General features: G+C 46.0%; 16 protein-coding genes, 1 pseudogene and 3 riboswitches. Of the genes and pseudogenes, 12 read left to right on the top strand and 5 right to left on the bottom strand.

All coding sequences use genetic code 11. The annotated features are described in order from the left end of the window. The first annotated feature begins 88 nt into the window (after positions 1-88). Positions 89-1273, top strand: coding sequence for an aminotransferase class I/II-fold pyridoxal phosphate-dependent enzyme (locus GC093_RS21410; RefSeq protein ID WP_171653943.1), 1185 nt, complete (start codon positions 89-91; stop codon positions 1271-1273). Positions 1274-1487: 214 nt separating this feature from the next. Here the strand turns inward: GC093_RS21410 and GC093_RS21415 are convergent, their stop codons facing one another. Then, positions 1488-1940 carry an NUDIX hydrolase gene (locus tag GC093_RS21415; RefSeq protein WP_281365287.1) on the bottom strand — a complete coding sequence of 151 codons (453 nt, stop codon included), beginning with the start codon at positions 1938-1940 and terminating at the stop codon, positions 1488-1490. 125 nt (positions 1941-2065) lie between these two features. On the opposite strand from GC093_RS21415, the gene GC093_RS21420 reads away from it, so the two are divergent. The 6 genes from GC093_RS21420 (at position 2066) to GC093_RS21445 (ending at position 8687) form a co-directional block, all read left to right on the top strand. Further along, positions 2066-2548 (top strand): hypothetical protein, encoded by a 483-nt coding sequence (locus GC093_RS21420; protein WP_171653945.1) that lies wholly within the window; start codon positions 2066-2068, stop codon positions 2546-2548. A gap of 711 nt (positions 2549-3259) precedes the next feature. After that, positions 3260-3784, top strand: a complete 525-nt coding sequence (locus GC093_RS21425; protein ID WP_171653922.1) for a hypothetical protein — start codon at positions 3260-3262, stop codon at positions 3782-3784. 325 nt (positions 3785-4109) lie between these two features. Beyond that, the gene (locus tag GC093_RS21430) at positions 4110-5192 is read left to right on the top strand and encodes a Gfo/Idh/MocA family protein (protein ID WP_171653946.1); all 1083 of its coding nucleotides are present in this window, start codon (positions 4110-4112) and stop codon (positions 5190-5192) included. A 24-nt stretch (positions 5193-5216) separates the two neighbouring features. Next, entirely contained in the window at positions 5217-6236 is a 1020-nt protein-coding gene (locus GC093_RS21435; protein ID WP_171653947.1) for a Gfo/Idh/MocA family protein, read from the top strand. Positions 6237-6350: 114 nt separating this feature from the next. Continuing rightward, positions 6351-7322 (top strand): helix-turn-helix domain-containing protein, encoded by a 972-nt coding sequence (locus GC093_RS21440; RefSeq protein ID WP_171653976.1) that lies wholly within the window; start codon positions 6351-6353, stop codon positions 7320-7322. Between the two features lie 84 nt (positions 7323-7406). Then, positions 7407-7558: riboswitch (FMN riboswitch) on the top strand. A gap of 184 nt (positions 7559-7742) precedes the next feature. After that, positions 7743-8687 carry a DMT family transporter gene (locus GC093_RS21445; RefSeq protein WP_171653948.1) on the top strand — a complete coding sequence of 315 codons (945 nt, stop codon included), beginning with the start codon at positions 7743-7745 and terminating at the stop codon, positions 8685-8687. 152 nt (positions 8688-8839) lie between these two features. Here the strand turns inward: GC093_RS21445 and gcvH are convergent, their stop codons facing one another. Further along, the gene (gene gcvH, locus GC093_RS21450; protein WP_171653949.1) at positions 8840-9238 is read right to left on the bottom strand and encodes a glycine cleavage system protein GcvH; all 399 of its coding nucleotides are present in this window, start codon (positions 9236-9238) and stop codon (positions 8840-8842) included. 222 nt (positions 9239-9460) lie between these two features. Next, positions 9461-9555, top strand: a riboswitch (glycine riboswitch). 3 nt (positions 9556-9558) lie between these two features. Then, positions 9559-9661: riboswitch (glycine riboswitch) on the top strand. A 109-nt stretch (positions 9662-9770) separates the two neighbouring features. Between gcvH and gcvT the strand changes: the two genes are divergently transcribed. The 3 genes from gcvT to gcvPB are packed head-to-tail and all read left to right on the top strand — an operon-like array spanning position 9771 to position 13794. Then, on the top strand, positions 9771-10874 hold the full coding sequence (gene gcvT / locus GC093_RS21455; RefSeq protein WP_171653950.1) for a glycine cleavage system aminomethyltransferase GcvT: 1104 nt from the start codon (positions 9771-9773) through the stop codon (positions 10872-10874). Between the two features lie 41 nt (positions 10875-10915). Next, complete coding sequence (gene gcvPA, locus GC093_RS21460) at positions 10916-12277, top strand: aminomethyl-transferring glycine dehydrogenase subunit GcvPA (protein ID WP_171653951.1); 1362 nt, start codon at positions 10916-10918, stop codon at positions 12275-12277. After that, positions 12274-13794: an aminomethyl-transferring glycine dehydrogenase subunit GcvPB gene (gene gcvPB, locus GC093_RS21465; protein WP_171653952.1), complete on the top strand. Its 1521-nt coding sequence runs from the start codon at positions 12274-12276 to the stop codon at positions 13792-13794. Before gcvPA ends, gcvPB begins: the two co-directional genes overlap by 4 nt. A gap of 122 nt (positions 13795-13916) precedes the next feature. Here the strand turns inward: gcvPB and GC093_RS21470 are convergent, their stop codons facing one another. After that, positions 13917-15155, bottom strand: coding sequence for a multidrug effflux MFS transporter (locus tag GC093_RS21470; protein WP_171653953.1), 1239 nt, complete (start codon positions 15153-15155; stop codon positions 13917-13919). A 219-nt stretch (positions 15156-15374) separates the two neighbouring features. Here GC093_RS21470 and GC093_RS21475 point away from each other — a divergent pair, with 219 nt between their 5' ends. Next, the gene (locus GC093_RS21475) at positions 15375-16454 is read left to right on the top strand and encodes a lactonase family protein (protein ID WP_171653954.1); all 1080 of its coding nucleotides are present in this window, start codon (positions 15375-15377) and stop codon (positions 16452-16454) included. Positions 16455-16723: 269 nt separating this feature from the next. Beyond that, positions 16724-17602 carry a 5'-3' exonuclease gene (locus tag GC093_RS21480; RefSeq protein ID WP_171653955.1) on the top strand — a complete coding sequence of 293 codons (879 nt, stop codon included), beginning with the start codon at positions 16724-16726 and terminating at the stop codon, positions 17600-17602. Between the two features lie 62 nt (positions 17603-17664). Here the strand turns inward: GC093_RS21480 and GC093_RS21485 are convergent, their stop codons facing one another. Together GC093_RS21485 and GC093_RS36935 are read right to left on the bottom strand one after the other, a co-directional pair. Beyond that, complete coding sequence (locus GC093_RS21485) at positions 17665-17907, bottom strand: S-layer homology domain-containing protein (protein WP_246314986.1); 243 nt, start codon at positions 17905-17907, stop codon at positions 17665-17667. 15 nt (positions 17908-17922) lie between these two features. Continuing rightward, positions 17923-17979, bottom strand: a pseudogene (locus GC093_RS36935) (S-layer homology domain-containing protein); the annotation flags it as partial. Positions 17980-18096: the final 117 nt, after the last annotated feature.

Below are 18096 nucleotides of genomic sequence, written 5' to 3' on the forward strand. Positions count from 1 at the left end.
AGTTTTCAACGACGAAAACATGTACTTCTTGGTGCTGAGAAATTGACTTTTTTGAACTCTCACTTTAAATAAAAGAGGTTATTATCCTATGGAACGATTCCAATCTAAGCGGCTCTCCTTAATGGGTTCCGCTATTTTTTCTGAAATGGCTGGGTGGAAGGAAGAGGTTCGAAGCAGTGGAACCGATGTTATCGATCTGGGCATAGGCAGTCCTGATCGTCCTCCGTCTGAGAGGGTCATGCAAGCAATGGAACAGGCTGTTCGCAAGCCGGAAGTATACGGTTACCCCACTTCGGAAGGAAGTCCGGCTTTTCGTAACGCAGTTGCGCGTTGGTACAAGCATCGATTCCATGTAACGCTCGATCCGGAGCGGGAAATTGTGACCCTCATGGGCTCTCAAGACGGACTTGCTCATCTAGCTATGGCTATTACGGATCCGGGAGACACGGTGCTGGTGCCTGATCCAGGCTATCCCATCTATGGGGCGAGCTTGGTCTTAGCCGGAGTAACACCTCATTTCATACCGTTAAGAGAAGAAAATGACTTTTTACCAAAGCTGGAAGAAATCCCTCAGCAAATTGCTCAAAAGGCGAAATTTATTTTGTTGAATTACCCAAGTAACCCATTATCGGCTGTAGCTTCCTATGCGTTTTTTGAAGAGTTGGTAAGCTATGCCAAAATGCATGATCTAATAATAGTACACGACCTAGCCTACTCAGAAATGGCGTTCGATGGGTTCCGCCCTATGAGCATTTTGGAGATTGAAGGGGCCAAAGAGGTGGCTGTCGAATTTCATTCTTTGTCGAAGAGCTTTAACATGGCTGGCTGCCGGATAGCCTTCATGGTCGGACAACCGGATGTTGTAAAGGCGCTGCGTGTACTAAAGTCTAATATTGATTATGGCGTCTTTCTGGCGGTTCAGGAAGCGGGTATTGCTGCATTAGAGGAAGATATGGAGCAGGGCGAGTCAGCGGCCGGACTGTACGAACTCAGACGTGATATTGTGATCGAGGGTCTGGCTGCAGCAGGCTGGAATATTCCTCGACCGAAAGCAACGATGTTCATTTGGGCACGTATTCCTGAGGGCTGGACGTCTCGACAAATTTCCCGGGAAATTTTGTATAAAGCAGGAGTCGTGGTAATCCCAGGTGATGCCTTCGGCCAAGAGGGCGAAGGTTATGTCCGCATAGCGTTGGTACAGGAAGAAGCAGTATTGCGTGAGGCGGTGCGGCGGATTGCCGTATTTCTCCAGACAGCTAAAGCTCAAAAGTAATGCTGACAACCCAATGCGCTTTCTCATAAAGCATTTTGTAGTGAGTTAACTCCGCAATATGTACAAAAGAACCTTCAAACCACCAATAATGTGGGGACTTGAGGTTCTTTTTTTTGTCCCTCTTTTACGAACTAAATGGATGCTGCAATCTCCAAAATGACTTTTGGGACAGCACTCTTCTCCCAGTTGGGTATAACGATCCGATGTGTTTTATTTATTCCTTTATGTACCCAGCTTTTTTTAAGACTAAGTCAGTGAAAGGATTAATATTGGGAATCGGATTGTCTAATGAGAAATACGCCAGTTCTAAACCTTCGTTGTCATTGATAACAGGAGTCCCTCCAATCTGTAACGCTTCATATACAGCCATTACATTATAAATCTCATCGCCATGTGGGTATTTGTAGTACATGTCTTTACCTGAAAAAAGGGTAATGAACTTGTACTGTTTAGCTATTAGGCCAGCCTCCTCATATAACTCACGTGCTGCTGCTTCTTCTAACGATTCCCCAAGCTCTAATGCACCTCCGATTGTTCCCCAATCCAAGCTGTCTGTTCGTTTTTGCAGTAATATGTGGCCTTTATCGTTTAGAACTATTACACAAGCACCAGCCATGATTAAGGGGCGACTTCCAACTACCTTTCTTAAATCCATTATGTAGCTCAAATTAACACTCCCTACCCTATTATTATCTGAGATGTAATTCGACTAATGTCTATACATTCCTTTTTTGAATAATGCAGCTTAAATCGTAAATACTACCTGTGATTCCATTAGGAGGATCGGAGGGGTTGGATATACGAAGAATAGTGAGTATTTTATTTGGCCTTTTTCTCTTATTGCAAGTTCCGATAACGGAATTGTATGCGGCTGCCGCCGCTCCGTCAGTTAATGCAGAGGATGAGAGCTACATAGAATCAAAAGCATACCGATCGGGTAGGGGAAGCTACCGCTCACCGGCAGGAGGCTACACCGGAGGGAACCGCAGTGGGATTAATCCTGGAAATAATGCGGGTCAAACCACACGGAGGCCAGGAGTCAATGAACCAGCCAATCGAACTCCCGGTGCATCGACGGGCAGATTTGGTAGCTTTTTCGGAGGATTAGCTGCGGGAACCTTACTCGGTAGCATATTAAATCCTTTCGGCTTTGGTGGTTATGGAGGAGCAGGGATGGGTGGAGGTTTTTCACTGATAGGAATTTTGTTTTGGGCGGTTATTATTTATATGGCATACCGTGTGCTGCGCAGACTGTTTGGGGGCACGCGGCAATAGCGTTTCGATGGGGACCTGAGAGCAGGTCTCTTTTTTTAACATATAGAATTATATGTTTTTGGGTTTGTGGTGAGCGAAGCTTACTCCTTCAAGCTCAACCATATCCTCGAACTTGCAAAATGAGGTATTGCTCAGGTGCGGTAACCTACGTGTCGATCGTAGTGCCCGAGGGGCATCGATTGTCCGATGTGTAGCCTGGCTTCCAAGTGAGTGAAGGAGATAGCGGAAGTAGAATTTCCGCTCCTCCTAAAAAAGCATAAAAACAGAGAAATAACGGAATAGTTTGTTCCGTTATTTCTCTGCTTTTTGTGTAAAGGACTCCTATTCGCCTGGTTAAAGGAAGTCCGGCTTCCGCTAAGTCCCTGAATGGGAGGCGGTGGAGAGAATAACGGAACTTTCAGTTCCGTTCAAAGAGATCAAGGAACAACTGGGTGGTCATATTCCGTATGAAAACTTTAAAATAATCCCGTTACTATGGGATTTATTCGAGAAGGTTGAAAAAGGTAAGTGAAATATTAGTAATAAACTGGCAAAAAGAAGTAAGAAAATGGATCGTACGGGCTCAAAAGCAGTTAAAACGGAGGAATGGGAGAGAACGAATTCAAAAAGCAACAGGAAAAGACCCACAGGTCTGTCCAAAATGCGAATGTTATTATGTATACAAGGGGGAAGTCTGTCTGGAAGAAGGTAAACTTACGATAGAAATGCAGAATGCGAGAAGACCACACGAGGCTGTTTAGAAAGGATGATTGGAGATCTTACCGGGAAGCAAGAAAACAAAAAAGAAAAAGTAAAAAGCGCCGATGTCGGTATCTGCTGTCCAAACAGACAGTGAAGTATATATGTTTGACTTATTTGGAGAGCGAAAACATACGGCTTGATGTGGTAAGAGAATTGGATGGAATGGATCAAGGAGATCCGACTGTCCCGCCACAATTTATGTGTGAAAGCTGTGGTGGAGCTATGTATCCCGAGTACTACAAAGGGGTACATGGCTATGAATATCGCCTGACCGATAGGTTAGGAGCAATAAAGAAAGGAGTAGAACAAAAGAGGGCATGGATGTGGGGTGGAGGAGCGACAGCGTCCGCTTTTGAAGCTCGTGTTCCCACCGCTGCAAGCCATAAATTCAAAGGAACACGACTTCAACAGCGGCTGGAATCCCACATCCATCCCTCCAAAACGCACAAACGTAAATTGTACACCAAGGACGCCGCAAGGCGTTTTTCTTTATAACTTAAACCCTTCCCTTCTATTCCTCTTACTGAGTGGGAGAGGAACAAGGATGCGCTATTTTGCCATGCACACGTGATCATTCTAGCGGAATGGAACTAGATCCTTGCTTTTCAATGGATCATGATAAACGACCTCATAGCAAGTGGAACGAGCAGACGCTTTTTCTTACTTTCAGAGAACCAATTTGGCAGTACATCCAGCTTGTCCTCGCTTGCTAAAGATGTCATGAAATTGCACTCCATTCTGTCGTCAAATTGCAATTCAAAGAAATGGAAAAACATGCTAAGATTAATTCAAGTCATTATTTTATAGGAGGAATTATCTTATGTCGGTTAAAGTAAAAGTAGCTATAATCGGGTGTGGAGGCATCGCGAACGGCAAACATTTGCCTGCCCTGTCTAAGCTGGATCATGTTGAGATTGTCGCTTTTTGTGATATCATATTGGAAAAGGCTCAACAGGCTGCCGAGAAATACGGTGTCGCTGAAGCTAAGGTTTACGAAAGCTACCAGGAGCTATTAAAGGATAGTTCTGTTGATATAATTCATGTATGTACCCCGAATGATTCTCATGCTGAAATCTCGATTGCAGCCTTGGAAGCAGATAAGCATGTAATGTGTGAAAAGCCGATGGCCAAGACAGCAGCAGATGCACGCCGTATGGTGGAAGCCGCGAAAAGAACGGGCAAGAAGCTGACTATTGGCTACAATAATCGTTTTCGTTCGGACAGCCAATATTTAAAAAAGGTTTGCGAGGAAGGCGACTTGGGAGAAATCTATTTTGCAAAATCTCATGCGATTCGCCGTCGTGCTGTTCCGACATGGGGTGTGTTTTTGGATGAGGAGAAACAAGGCGGCGGTCCGCTTATCGATATCGGTACGCATGCGCTCGATTTGACGCTGTGGGTGATGAATAACTATGAACCGAAGGCTGTTCTTGGAACAACTTTCCATAAGCTGTCACAGAAAGAAAACGCTGCCAACGCTTGGGGCTCTTGGGATCCGAAGAAATTCACTGTAGAGGATTCAGCTTTTGGCATGATCACTATGAAGAATGGGGCAACCATTATTTTGGAGTCAAGCTGGGCTTTGAATACATTGGATGTGAAGGAAGCGAAGTGTACGCTGAGCGGTACTGAGGGCGGAGCTGATATGGAGGACGGCTTGCGAATTAATGGTGAAAAGCACAGTCGTCTATATAAAAACCAAGTCCAGCTGGATGCTAAAGGCGTAGATTTCTATGATGGAAAACAAGAAAACATGCAGGATACGGAAATTCGCTTATGGATCGATGCGGTATTAAACGATAAGCAGCCTATTGTAACCCCAGAGCAAGCTTGCGTTGTATCAGAAATTCTTGAAGCGATTTATGAATCTGCGAAGACCGGCAAAGCCGTTTACTTCGATTAAAGCGGAAGCGGAGGAACCAAACCTATGATTAGAGTTGCGATGCTGAGCTTTTGGCATGTTCATGCCAAGGATTACGCTCGTCAGGCGGTTGAACATCCGGATACTGAAATTGTTGCCTTGTGGGACGAACTTCCTGAGCGCGGCCGTAAGGAATCGGAAGATCGTGGCGTTCGGTTTTATGAAAACTTGAACGAGCTGCTTGCCCAACCCGACATTGATGCGGTTATTGTTGATACGCCAACTAACATTCATCGGGATGTGATTATAGCTGCGGCAAAAGCTGGTAAGCATATTTTTACGGAAAAAGTTGTAGCAACAACCATTAAGGAATGCAATGAAATCGTTGCTGCCGTTGAAGAGGCGGGAGTTAAGCTAACGGTATCACTACCCAGATTGAACTTTAATTACACCTTAGCCATACAGGATATTATTAATAAGGGGCTGCTAGGTGAACTGACATTAGTCCGCACCCGTCTCTCCCATAATGGCGCTCTACCTTCGGACCGTGGGCCTGATGGTTGGCTCCCATCGCATTTCTATAATAAAGAGCAATGCGGCGGCGGTGCGATGATCGATTTAGGCTGCCATCCCATGTATTTAGCGCGTTTATTCATGGGGCTTCCTGAGAGCGTAACGGCAAATTACGGCTATGTGACGGGTAAAGAGGTTGAGGATAATGCTATTTCGGTTCTTCGATATTCGAGCGGAGCGCTAGCTGTTATTGAAGCTGGATTTGTAAATCCCTTCTCCCCGTTCGTCATTGAGCTGCACGGAACGGAAGGCAGCTTACTCTTCTCGACACATGATAACAAGCTGTTGGTCCGCAGCTCCAAGCTTGGCGAGGAAGCTAAGAAGGAGTGGCAGGCACAAGAATTGCCGGAAGAACGCGAGTCTGCGTTCCATCAGTGGGTTGCACATATTCAGAATGGAACGATTGCATCTGAAAATATCCAATATGCCTTAGATTTAACCCGATTAATGGAAGCTTCGAATGCATCGGCTCGTTCGGGAGCAGCGTTTAAGCTAAGCGACTTATCGGAGTAATAATGCAACAATAAGAAGATGGGGATGCTGGCTCGTAGACCTGCTATTATTGCGGTCATGCGGGCGGCTTTTTCCATTTATATGAGCTATTACAGGAGGTGCCCAACTCAACCTATGGATAATCATGGCCGCGCCACCCCCAAACCGTACCCTTTTGAATTAATGCTGGAACAGCCCTATGCAATGGATCGGCTAGATGTTGAGTTTCGTTGGGGCAACTACGGTATCCGTATGCTCAGATATCACCATACAAGCTTTGCTCCTGGGAGAACAGTTTCCTTTCATAAGCATTCAGAGTTCGAATTTCATTTCATTCCTCGCGGAAAAGGCAAAGTGATTCTGGGCGAAACCCCTTATGCACTTCAGGAAGGTATGCTGTATCTCACTGGGCCTAATGTACTTCACTACCAAGAAGCAGACGCCAATGAAGCGATGGATGAGCTGTGTCTGCACATTGATATTGTGAAGCTGTATGACGATGGAAGCGGAAGCGATCAGGATTCGGGCATGTCGCATTGGGTGAGTAAGTGGGAAATCGCTGAGGCACAAGCCTGTGTACAGCAGCTGCAGCAGCTGCCGGTGAAGCCTGTCATGGATCAGCATCGAGCAATGGAATGTTTTCTGAACGCTTACCGTGCGTGGTACGAGAATCAACCGGGATTGTTTACCGTAATTAAGCAGTCGATTATCCAAATATTGCTGCGCACGACCAGAGCCTATGCTTCGGTTCCTCAACCGGACCTGCCTTCCCGCGATATGAAGCATTACCGCTACAAGCTGGTGGAGCAATTCATTAAGGATAACTTTATGGAGCCGTTGACACTGGAGACAGTTGCCGAGCGTGTACAGATCAGTCCGCGACAATTGCAGCGTATTTTCCGTGATCATACCGACGGTACGTTCAGCGAATATATCGAGCAGGTACGACTGTCGCATATTTGCAACGAATTGAGCATGAATGAGTTGACAATTGATCAGATTGCCTTTAAAAATGGCTTTTCAAGTGCCAACTATTTACACTATGTATTCAAAAAAAAGCTAGGAATGACCCCGGCGCAGTATCGTGCGCAGCATGTGCGGAATTAAAAATGTCCCTTTAAAATAATAAATAATGAAAAAACATATCTTGTTGAACAAGAAGTCATGTGGTAAAATGCAATCTAATTGAATAAGGACCTTCGGGGCAGGGTGAAATTCCCGACCGGCGGTGAGGGTTCTTCCGAACCTAAGCCCGCGACTCGTTGATTGCTCATGTGGCAGTCTGCGACTGATTTGGTGTAATTCCAAAGCCGACGGTACAGTCCGGATGGGAGAAGGTCAAAAGCAGGCATGGTAGTGGGATCGTTTTGCAAAAAAACGACTTGGCTCCAAGCCTCTTTATGTGCGCCCCGTTATCGATCCTGATAGCGGGGTGTCTTCTTTCGAAGCGTCCTATTCAAAAAAACGAAGAAATGGCTTAAGCAGTAAGCTAGGCTTCTTCGTAAATTTGTAGGGGGTTATTGATTTATGGAAAAAAGTGTTTTGATTCATCCGTCTGTACAGCTGGAGCGCACAGGCACCAGTACGCGGAGCGGAATATGGTTTGTGGCCATTGGTGCTGCGCTCTGGGGGATTGATCCGCTGTTTCGTATCCTGCTGCTCAAGCATCTTACCTCTTCGCAGATCGTATTGTTTGAACATCTGCTGCTGCTTGTGTATGCAGTACCAGTTCTATGGCTGCATCGCAAGGAATTACGAGGGCTGGCGATTCGGCATGTGATTGCTCTACTGTTTATTTCGTGGGGAGGATCAGCAGTTGCTACAATAATGTTTACCTCGGCATTTGCTTATGGGAACCCGAATGCGGTACTGTTGCTGCAAAAGCTGCAGCCTCTGTTTGCAATAATTATGGCAAGGCTGATATTGAAAGAAAAGCTTCCTACCCTGTTCCCTCTGTTGCTGCTAATGGCACTCGGCGGCACCTACCTCCTTACATTCGGCTTCGCTGCACCTGTCGGAAGTATGTCTGAATTTGCTGCGGCAAGCGGCTTGTTGTCTATAGGCGCTGCTGCTTTATGGGGTGGATCGACCGTAATGGGGCGTGTATTGCTAAATAAAATGCAGTTCGAAACAGTCACGGCACTTAGATTTACATGCGCACTTCCATTACTATTCGCGACAACCTGGTTCGAAGGTGATAAGCTGCAATTACCAGTCGGGACAATGGATTGGATGGCTTTATCCGGTAACCTGCTTCTCCAAGCTGCTCTGCCGGGATTGTTTAGCTTGCTGCTGTATTATCGTGGATTAGCAGGTACCAAAGCGTCCTACGCCACACTCGCAGAGCTGTTGTTTCCCGCAGTTGGCGTATTGATTAATTGGCTGGTTTTTCAGCAAACGGTGACAGTTGTTCAAATCATAGGCTTTTTGCTTATCTGGTTCATGCTGTTCAAGCTGTCAAGGCAACATTGAGATCTGCATTTTAGCGACAGCTCGGAAAAACTCAATATTAACGATGCTGCATATGCACGAAAGCTCGAGTACGCATGAAGGATTGGTTGGCAAAATTACAAAGAGGTCGTGCGTTAGCACGACCTCTTTGCAGCAGCTGCTTTTAAATGCGGCTACTCCTGATCCTCTGTATATTCCCTGTATTGCTCAGCGTTCAGCAGGTCTGATAATGCTTCTTCCGTTGATTGTTCGACTTCGATTTCCACCATCCAGCCGCCTTCATAAGGTTCTTCATTCACCAGTTCAGGCTGATCGAGCAGTGTGGAATTAACCTTAACTACAGTTCCTTTTACAGGGGAGTACAGATCTGATACCGTTTTTACAGATTCAATGCTGCCCAGACTGTCGGCTGCGTTTACTTTTGCGCCTATCTCAGGCAGTTCAAGAAATACAATATCCCCTAATTGATGCTGAGCAAAATCGCTTATGCCGATCCGAATAGTACGGTCTCCGATGACCTCCACCCATTCATGCTCCTTGCTGTACTGTAATAGATCCTTAATCTCTGACATAATGAATCCTCCTTCAAAATGTTGTTGTTCACACATAAAGCATCAAACAGGCAGAGTTTAAAAATAAAATGGAAAACAAACAGCAAAGTCCTATTCTCTGTAGATTAATCATCTGAAGCATCCATGTCAATATATGTAACAAAAAAATGTATAATATCGGAAAATGATGTTGACAATGTGGCTTAGGGTAGAGTAATAATGAATATATAATCAAATAAGCGGATGAGGGCAAAAGGAGAGATTACCGCTAGACGGTAACGCCGAAGGAGTAAACCCGGGAGGGTGAATCTCTCAGGCAAAAGGACTTTTGCAGGACGCAGCTCTGGAGAGATCCCGCTGAACGTTACGGGGCACCCAAGGTGAAACTAATATTCCTAATTATAGGAAAGCTTATTAGGTAACTCTCAGGTACAAAGGACAGAGTGAGAAGCAGAACGGTTGCTCATGAAGAATAATGGGCTTCTGCTTTTCACTCTGTCCTCTTTTGCTTTGTCTAAAAAAGAGCAAACCTACACTTAGATTGAGGTGAAGTATGTCTGGATTGAAACGAACGCCGCTTTTTCCAATCTATAAGCAGTATGGCACACCAAGAGTAATCGACTTCGGGGGCTGGGAGCTGCCAGTTCAATTTTATGGTATTCAGAAGGAACACGAAGCCGTACGTCAGCGTGCGGGATTATTTGATGTTTCTCATATGGGAGAGGTCATGGTGACAGGAAAGGATGCGCAGACGTTTTTACAGCAGTTGACCACTAACGATGTGTCGAAGCTGGAGGACGGACAGGCGCAGTACAGTTTGATGTGCTATGAAGATGGCGGTGTTGTAGACGATCTGCTCGTATATCGGCTCTCAGGGGAGCGATTTATGCTTGTTATCAATGCCTCCAATATCGATAAGGATGTAGAGTGGATGCGGCAGCAGCTTACCGGAGATGTCACATTAGACAATATTTCGGAGCAAACTGCACTGTTGGCTCTTCAGGGTCCTGCTGCAGAGATAATACTGAGTAAACTAATGTCCGCAACGTTACAGGAGCTTAGAGGCTTTTCTTTCCTCCCTGATACGAAAGTAGGCGGGTTCAAAGCCTTGGTGTCAAGAACGGGTTACACTGGAGAAGATGGATTTGAGCTTTACATTAACAGCGGCGATGCACAAGCGCTATGGACATGTTTAATGGAAGCGGGTGAGGAGCACGGATTGATGGCTGCTGGACTGGGAGCCAGAGATACGTTGCGGTTCGAAGCCAAGCTGCCGCTCTATGGACAAGAGCTGTCAGCTGGAATCAGCCCGCTTGAGGCATCGCTTGGTTTCTTTGTCAAGCTGGACAAGGGCGATTTTACAGGTCGTGAAGCATTGCTTAAGCAAAAGGAAAACGGTGTTCCGCGCAGGCTTGTAGGCATCGAAATGATAGATAGAGGCATCCCGCGCAGCCATTATCCGGTTTATGCAGAGGGTAGGCAGATCGGAGAGGTGACAACGGGTACCCAGTCTCCGACTTTGAAGCAGAGTCTCGGATTGGCGTTAATTGACGCCGAGTACAGTAAGCTCGGAACAGAGGTTTGGGTAGAAATTCGCGAGAAGCAGCTTAAGGCTGTTGTTGTGAAGGCACCCTTTTATAAACGTGATAGCAGATAGGGCGAAAGTTCCCATTATCATAATGATTAGGAGTGGATCAGGTGAAGCACCGCTATTTACCGATGACGGAGCAAGATCAAACGGATATGCTGCAAACCATAGGGATTACCTCTGTAGAGGATTTATTTGTAGATATTCCTGCAAAAGTACGTTTCCAAGGCAGGTTAGAAGTATCAGAGGCTCTGGATGAGCACGCGCTTTTAAAGCATATGAATCAATTGGCCGGCAAAAATGCGGATTTCGAGCGCTATGCCAGCTTTCTTGGAGCCGGAATTTACGACCATCATCTTCCTGTTGTTATTAATCATGTTATCTCTCGTTCCGAATTTTATACCGCCTATACGCCTTATCAGCCGGAGATTAGCCAAGGTGAGCTGCAGGCGATTTTTGAATTTCAATCCTATATTTGCGAGCTGACCGGCATGGCTGTCGCCAATGCAAGTATGTACGATGGTGCGACTGCATTAGCAGAAGCGGGCGCTCTTGCCTCTGGGGCTACGAAACGCAAGCAGCTGCTCGTTTCTCGGGCAGTACATCCTGAAGCAAGGCAGGTAGTTGCTGCAACTGCCAAAGGTCTTGGACTAGAGATCGTTGAGGTCGGCACGAAGGATGGTGTAACCGATCTTGAGAAGCTGGCATCCCTTGTCTCGGTGGAGACAGCTGGCGTCCTTATCCAGTCGCCGAATTTTTTCGGCTGCATAGAGGACCTGCGTGCCGTTGAGCCGTTGACACATGCGGCAGGGGCATTATTCATAGTAAGCGCGAACCCGCTTTCCTTGGGCTTGCTCGAAGCCCCCGGTAAGCTGGGCGCTGATATCGTTGTCGGTGATGCGCAGCCGTTCGGCATCCCGGCTTCGCTCGGCGGGCCGACCTGCGGCTTCTTCGCGGTGTCCACCGCTTGGATGCGCCGGATGCCGGGACGCATCGTCGGGCAGACGGTCGACCGTGATGGCAAGCGCGGCTTCGTGCTGACGCTGCAGGCTAGGGAGCAGCATATCCGCCGCGAGAAGGCTACGTCGAATATTTGCTCCAATCAAGCCTTGCTCGCACTTTGCGCTTCCGTGTACATTTCGACCATGGGTAAACAAGGGATTCAAGACGTAGCCGACTTGAATATGCAAAAAGCCCATTACGCGGCGAATGTGTTAAGCCGCATTCCCGGGGTATCCATTCCTTATATACAAACACCATTCTTCAATGAGTTTGTGATCAAGCTGTCCGATGCTGGGTTTGAGAGCATTAAGCAAATCAATAACAAACTGTTAGACGCAGGTTTTATTGGTGGTTATGACTTGGGTAATGATGATCCAGCACTTCAAGGTCATATGCTTATTGCCGTCACTGAACGCAGAACCAAAACGGAAATAGACGAATTTTCCAGACAATTGGAGGCTGCTCTATGAGTGATACTATATCTGCACAATCAGGAACCGATTCAAATGTAAATGCTAATGTAAATGCAAATGTAAAGCATGATAAAGCACTCATTTTTGAAATGAGCAAACCAGGTCGTGTCGCCTATTCATTGCCTGAATGCGATGTTCCGCGTCAAGATATAGCCAAGCTTGTTCCGGAAAGCATGCTGCGAGCTAAACCAGCTGAATTGCCGGAGGTGTACGAGGTAGACGTTATTCGCCATTATACAGCGTTATCCCGCAGAAACTTCGGCATTGATAACGGCTTTTATCCGCTCGGTTCCTGCACGATGAAATACAATCCGAAGATTAATGAGGATGTCGCTCGTTTTGCTGGATTTGCGAAAATCCATCCGTATCAGCCGGAATCTTCCATTCAAGGGGCTATGGAGCTGCTGTATCAGCTGCAAAAAGATATCGCAGCCATTACCGGCATGGATCAGGTTACGCTTCAGCCTGCGGCTGGTGCTCATGGCGAATGGACCGGCTTGATGATGATTCGCGCTTATCACGAGAGCCGCGGCGACCACCGCACCAAGGTTATCGTTCCTGACTCCTCGCATGGAACGAATCCCGCAAGTGCGACAGTAGCGGGTCTCGACACTATTACCATTCCTTCGAACGCCAAAGGCTTGGTCGATCTTGATGCTCTTCGTCAAGCGGTGGGTCCCGACACAGCCGCATTAATGTTGACCAACCCGAACACGCTCGGCTTGTTTGAAGAGCAGATCGTGGAGATTGCAGCGATTGTGCATGAGGCTGGCGGCCTGCTCTATTACGATGGGGCTAACTCTAATGCAATCATGGGCATTACCCGCCCAGGAGATATGGGGTTCGACGTTGTTCACTTGAATTTGCACAAAACGATGAGCACGCCGCATGGCGGCGGCGGTCCTGGCGCAGGTCCGGTCGGTGTTAAGAAGCTGCTTGCTCCGTTTCTGCCAAAGCCTATCGTAGAACGTGCAGCGGATGGCTCCTATTATTTTGATTACGACAAACCGCAATCGATCGGCAGAGTAAAAGCCTATTACGGTAACTTCGGCATTTTGGTCCGCGCTTACACTTATATTCGCACATATGGCCCTGAAGGCTTGCGCCGAGTATCGGAATGCGCTGTGCTGAATGCCAATTATATGCTTCGTAGGCTGGCGCCCTATTACGAAGCGCCTTTCGACCGTGTCTGTAAGCATGAATTCGTCCTTTCCGGCAAAGGACTCAAGAAATTCAACGTACGCACATTGGATGTAGCTAAACGTCTGCTAGACTTTGGCTATCACCCTCCGACGATTTATTTCCCGTTAAATGTGGAAGAGTGCATTATGATCGAGCCAACGGAAACCGAGAGCAAGGAAACGCTGGACGCTTTCATTGATACAATGATTCAAATCGCCCAAGAAGCGGAAGAAAATCCGGAGCTGCTGCACAATGCCCCTTACACAACTCCTGTCCGCCGACTTGATGAAACTCAGGCAGCGCGTAAGCCTGTTCTGAATTGTACATGCTGATAGCCGTGTAAAAGAAGCAGTGACATAGGGACACCAATAAGACCGCTGCAGCCAACTTAAGAATTGGCTGCAGCGGTCTTATTTAAGTTGATGTGCCATGTTATGCCATATTTCACCTTCAATTAAGCAGCATTATTGATAGCTTTACGTCGTACTAGGTTCCAGTAGCACAAGACCGCACCGATTTCCGCAGCAGCAATTACGATACCCATCGGAACAGCAGTCCCTTCTCCCCCCAGTCCAACTAGAGGTGCTACGATTCCACCAAAGATGAAGGATAGCACACCAAGTAGAGCTGAGGCGCTTCCTGCAGCCTGCTTCTGGTTTTGCATGGCTAGAGAAAAACCAGCCGTGGTAACAATTCCAACACTGGATACAACAAGGAACAAGCAAGGTAAAACAGCAGCAAGCCCTGCTCCTGCAAGAATCACGATGAGCAGCATGATGCCGCCAAACAAAGCAATGAGGAGTCCGCTAACCAACAGCTTCATCTCTCCGATGCGGCTTACTAATCGGCCTGCGGTTTGGCTGGCAATAATAATGCCGAGACCGTTAATGGCAAAGAACAGGCTGAACATTTGTGGAGATGCTCCATAAATATTCTGAATTACAAAAGGTGATCCCGATATATAAGCGAACATGGCGGCAACAACAAGCCCTTGAGATACAGCAATGCCCATAAAATTCCGGTCACCGATAAGGCGGCGAAATGTGGTGAGCGTATTACGGATTCCGCCTTGCGAACGCTGCTCAGCTGGCAAGGTTTCGGGCAATCCGAACATCACGATGACGAACATGAGCAAGCCGATTAAGCCTAATACAATGAAAACGACAGGCCAAGTGCTTAGGCGCAATAGCTGCCCACCGACAATGGGGGCAAGGATCGGAGCCACTCCGTTAATAAGCATCAATAGTGAGAAAAACTTCGTTAGTTCCGTGCCCGCATATAAGTCTCTAACAACGGCTCGGGAGATAACAATACCAGCTGATCCCGCCAAGCCCTGAATGAATCGGAGCAAGATCAATATCCATATAGAGGATGTAAAAGCACATAGCAGCGATGCTGCTGTATAGATCGCGAGTCCGATAAGCAAAGGTATGCGGCGGCCGCGTACATCGCTGATCGGTCCGGCCAGCAGCTGTCCTAATGATAGTCCGAGTAGGCAAGCTGTCAGACTGAGCTGTGCGAGTGAGGCGCTTGTGTTTAGATCATTGCCAAGTACAGGTAATGCGGGCAAATACATATCGAGAGAAAGCGGACCAAATGCAGCTAAAGAACCCAATATGAGTGCCATCCATAATCGGCGGGCTTGTGAAGGCTGTTGTAAATTATCCAGATGTATTTTAGAAGTAGTATTCATTTGTTGCGAATCATGCTCCTTTCTTTGGGGTAGTTCATCGGTAGTTCTCAAACTAACATACGGATATGCTTCGTGCTTGTCAATCCTTCGATTGTTTCATCACTAAGAAGAATATGATATGGTTAGGATAATATGGTAAATAAACATAATTATTGCTTATAATACGAATATGCATCAATTACGAAGGTCTGTTTTAATACAAAGGGAGTGACGGGCTAAATGAATCAATTAAATGAGAATGAGCTGTTAGTTTATGTAGGTTCATACGCTCCATCAACGTCAGTAGGAATTAATGTGTTCCGTCTTAATACGGATAACGGTTCTTTAACCTTGCAGCAAAGCTTGGAAGGGATTGAGAATCCGTCCTTCTTAACTCTTAACCATAATCAAACTCGGTTGTATGCGGTTAGCGAGATTGGAGCAGCCGATGGCACGGTTACCTCCTACACGGTTAACCCTCAAGACGGAAGGCTGGACTTCCTAAACGAGCAGTCTTCTTTAGGCAAAGCCACATGCTATGTGACTTTGGATGATGACTCGTCGTGCTTAGTATTGGCCAATTATACTAGCGGCAATATTGCCCTGTATCCGGTAAAAAACGATGGCAGCCTAGGTGAGGCGGCAGACCATGTGCAGCATAAAGGCAGCAGTATTCGTGCAGATCGACAGGAAGCAGCACATCCCCATGCGGCTGTTATTGATCCCAGTGGGCGTTATGTTTTCGTTCCAGACCTAGGTCTAGATCAAATCAAGATATATCAAATGGATTATGAGCATACACGACTCTTACCTCATAATGAAGTTCTTACTAAGCCAGGAGCGGGACCGAGGCATTTGGTGTTTCATACTTCCATTCCATATGCGTATATCATAAACGAATTGGACTGCACGATAACTGTATATTCCTATGCGATAGAAGACGGTGCTCTTCATCCGGTGCAAACCGTTCCTGCGCTGCCGAATGATTTTACAGAGTTTAATATATGCGCGGATATTCATATCTCCCCATCAGGTAACTATTTATATGGATCAAATCGCGGACATAACAGTATTGTTGTCTATGAAATCAATAAGATCGATGGAACATTAACTTATGTGGAGCACACGTCCACTCTTGGTCTGACTCCACGCAATTTTGCCATTACGCCGGATGGAGGCTTTTTGCTTGCTGCTAACCAGGACTCGAATTCGATAGTTACTTTTGCAATCGATCAGCAGTCCGGCCGATTAAGGGAGACGGGACAAACGGTAACGGTGGCTAAACCGGTATGTGTTAAAATAGCCAAGCGCCCTAACTGATGTATACAGCAAGTTGGACCATTCGATAACGAACAGTTGTCGAATGGTTTTTTGTTAAAGTATTAGTTTGTACACTTAACTTCTCTCAGTCTTGACAAGCGCACCCAACCCTCTGTGGAGATCGTTTTCTATTATTTTTATCCAATGATCAATTAATGAAAAGTCAGCTGGAAAGTATTGATAGAGGAATTTTAGTCCAAAGCTATTTTCAATACCGGTAAGGTCTGGTATGTTTATAAGGTTATATAAATTGTGTTTGGAGTGTACATATGGAGAATAGCGAGAGCAACAACCGCACTTTAATTGTAGATGGAATGGCATTATTGTTTAGGGCTTATTACGCACAATCTTATGGAGGGTATATTCGGAAGACAAGCGATGGTACCCCGACTAATGCAATTTTTGGATTCATCCATTATTTATTCGATGCTATCAAGGAATTTCAACCTACTCATTTGCTCTGCTGCTGGGATTTAGGAAGTTCTACTTTTCGAAATGAAATGTATTCATCTTACAAAGCTAATAGAGCGGAAGCGCCGGAAGAGTTAATTCCTCAATTTGGTCTGGTAAAGGATGTTGTTGATTCACTTGGGATACCGAACTTTGGGGTGCCAGGTTTTGAAGCAGACGATTGTATAGGTACTATAGCTTATCAAATTAGTTCTGAGACGGAAGTTCTTATATTAACAGGGGACCACGATATGCTTCAGCTAGTAACGGATAAGATATCGGTTATTATTATGAAGAAGGGGAAATCAAACTATCAGGTTTATACACCGGTTTCTCTATGGGATGAGAAGGAACTGCACCCATCTCAAATCGTTGATATGAAGGCCTTTATGGGAGATACGGCGGATAATTATCCAGGTGTTCGAGGAATTGGCGAGAAAACAGCGCATAAACTTATTAAAGAGTACGGTTCTGTGCTCGGGGTCTTAGAAAATCTTGAACAGCTTCCAGCTAGTATTAAATTAAAAATTGAGAGTAATACGGATATGCTTTACTTATCCAAAGACTTGGCGACAATAAAAGTAGACGTGCCCATTGAGTGTGTTTTGGATGAGTGTCATTGGAAAATAAATCGCACTTCAGCGCTTCAAAAATTTGAAGAGCTTGAGTTCAGTAGTTTGATTAAATTGATTGGATAAAAAAGAGACTTACCAGTTTATTAACAGCTGTTAAGTCTCTCTTTTTGTATGTCGACTGGAGATTAATTAATAAATTGAATGTATTGCAGCAAACGTTTCAGCATAACCGTAGCTTCAGCTCGTGTAGCTTCAGCAGAAGGGGCAAGAGTTGAATCTCTGACACCGTTAATGATTTTAGCATTAACGGCAGCAGTTACTGCCGTTTGGGCCCAGCTGCTGATCGAGCCGCTATCCTTGAATGAACTAGTTGAATCTATGCTGCTTTTGGAAGTGTAACCGGTGAAATCAAGTGCTTTGGCGATCATCACAGCCATCTGCTCACGTGTAATCGTGTCATTTGGTTTGAAAGTATTGTCCTCGAAGCCGTTAACCAGTCCTGCTTTGGCTGCGCAGCAACCCGCAAGGCTTTTTCCTTTAGTAGAGTGAAAGTATAGGGTTCAACCTTCATATTGTCAAAAAACAATTGACACAGATCGATATAAGCGTATATATTT

Origin of the sequence: Paenibacillus foliorum (assembly GCF_013141765.1) — a bacterium.
GTDB classification, from domain to species: Bacteria; Bacillota; Bacilli; order Paenibacillales; family NBRC-103111; genus Paenibacillus_S; species Paenibacillus_S foliorum.

Coding starts and splice junctions, on each gene's coding strand:
- gcvH (WP_171653949.1), bottom strand. CDS start 9,238: ATGTCAGAGATTAAGGATCTATTACAGTACAGCAAGGAGCATGAATGG.
- GC093_RS21440 (WP_171653976.1), top strand. CDS start 6,351: ATGGATAATCATGGCCGCGCCACCCCCAAACCGTACCCTTTTGAATTA.
- GC093_RS21480 (WP_171653955.1), top strand. CDS start 16,724: ATGGAGAATAGCGAGAGCAACAACCGCACTTTAATTGTAGATGGAATG.
- gcvPB (WP_171653952.1), top strand. CDS start 12,274: ATGAGTGATACTATATCTGCACAATCAGGAACCGATTCAAATGTAAAT.
- GC093_RS21470 (WP_171653953.1), bottom strand. CDS start 15,155: ATGAATACTACTTCTAAAATACATCTGGATAATTTACAACAGCCTTCA.
- GC093_RS21445 (WP_171653948.1), top strand. CDS start 7,743: ATGGAAAAAAGTGTTTTGATTCATCCGTCTGTACAGCTGGAGCGCACA.
- GC093_RS21425 (WP_171653922.1), top strand. CDS start 3,260: ATGCGAGAAGACCACACGAGGCTGTTTAGAAAGGATGATTGGAGATCT.
- GC093_RS21410 (WP_171653943.1), top strand. CDS start 89: ATGGAACGATTCCAATCTAAGCGGCTCTCCTTAATGGGTTCCGCTATT.
- GC093_RS21435 (WP_171653947.1), top strand. CDS start 5,217: ATGATTAGAGTTGCGATGCTGAGCTTTTGGCATGTTCATGCCAAGGAT.
- gcvT (WP_171653950.1), top strand. CDS start 9,771: ATGTCTGGATTGAAACGAACGCCGCTTTTTCCAATCTATAAGCAGTAT.
- GC093_RS21430 (WP_171653946.1), top strand. CDS start 4,110: ATGTCGGTTAAAGTAAAAGTAGCTATAATCGGGTGTGGAGGCATCGCG.
- GC093_RS21475 (WP_171653954.1), top strand. CDS start 15,375: ATGAATCAATTAAATGAGAATGAGCTGTTAGTTTATGTAGGTTCATAC.
- GC093_RS21485 (WP_246314986.1), bottom strand. CDS start 17,907: ATGATCGCCAAAGCACTTGATTTCACCGGTTACACTTCCAAAAGCAGC.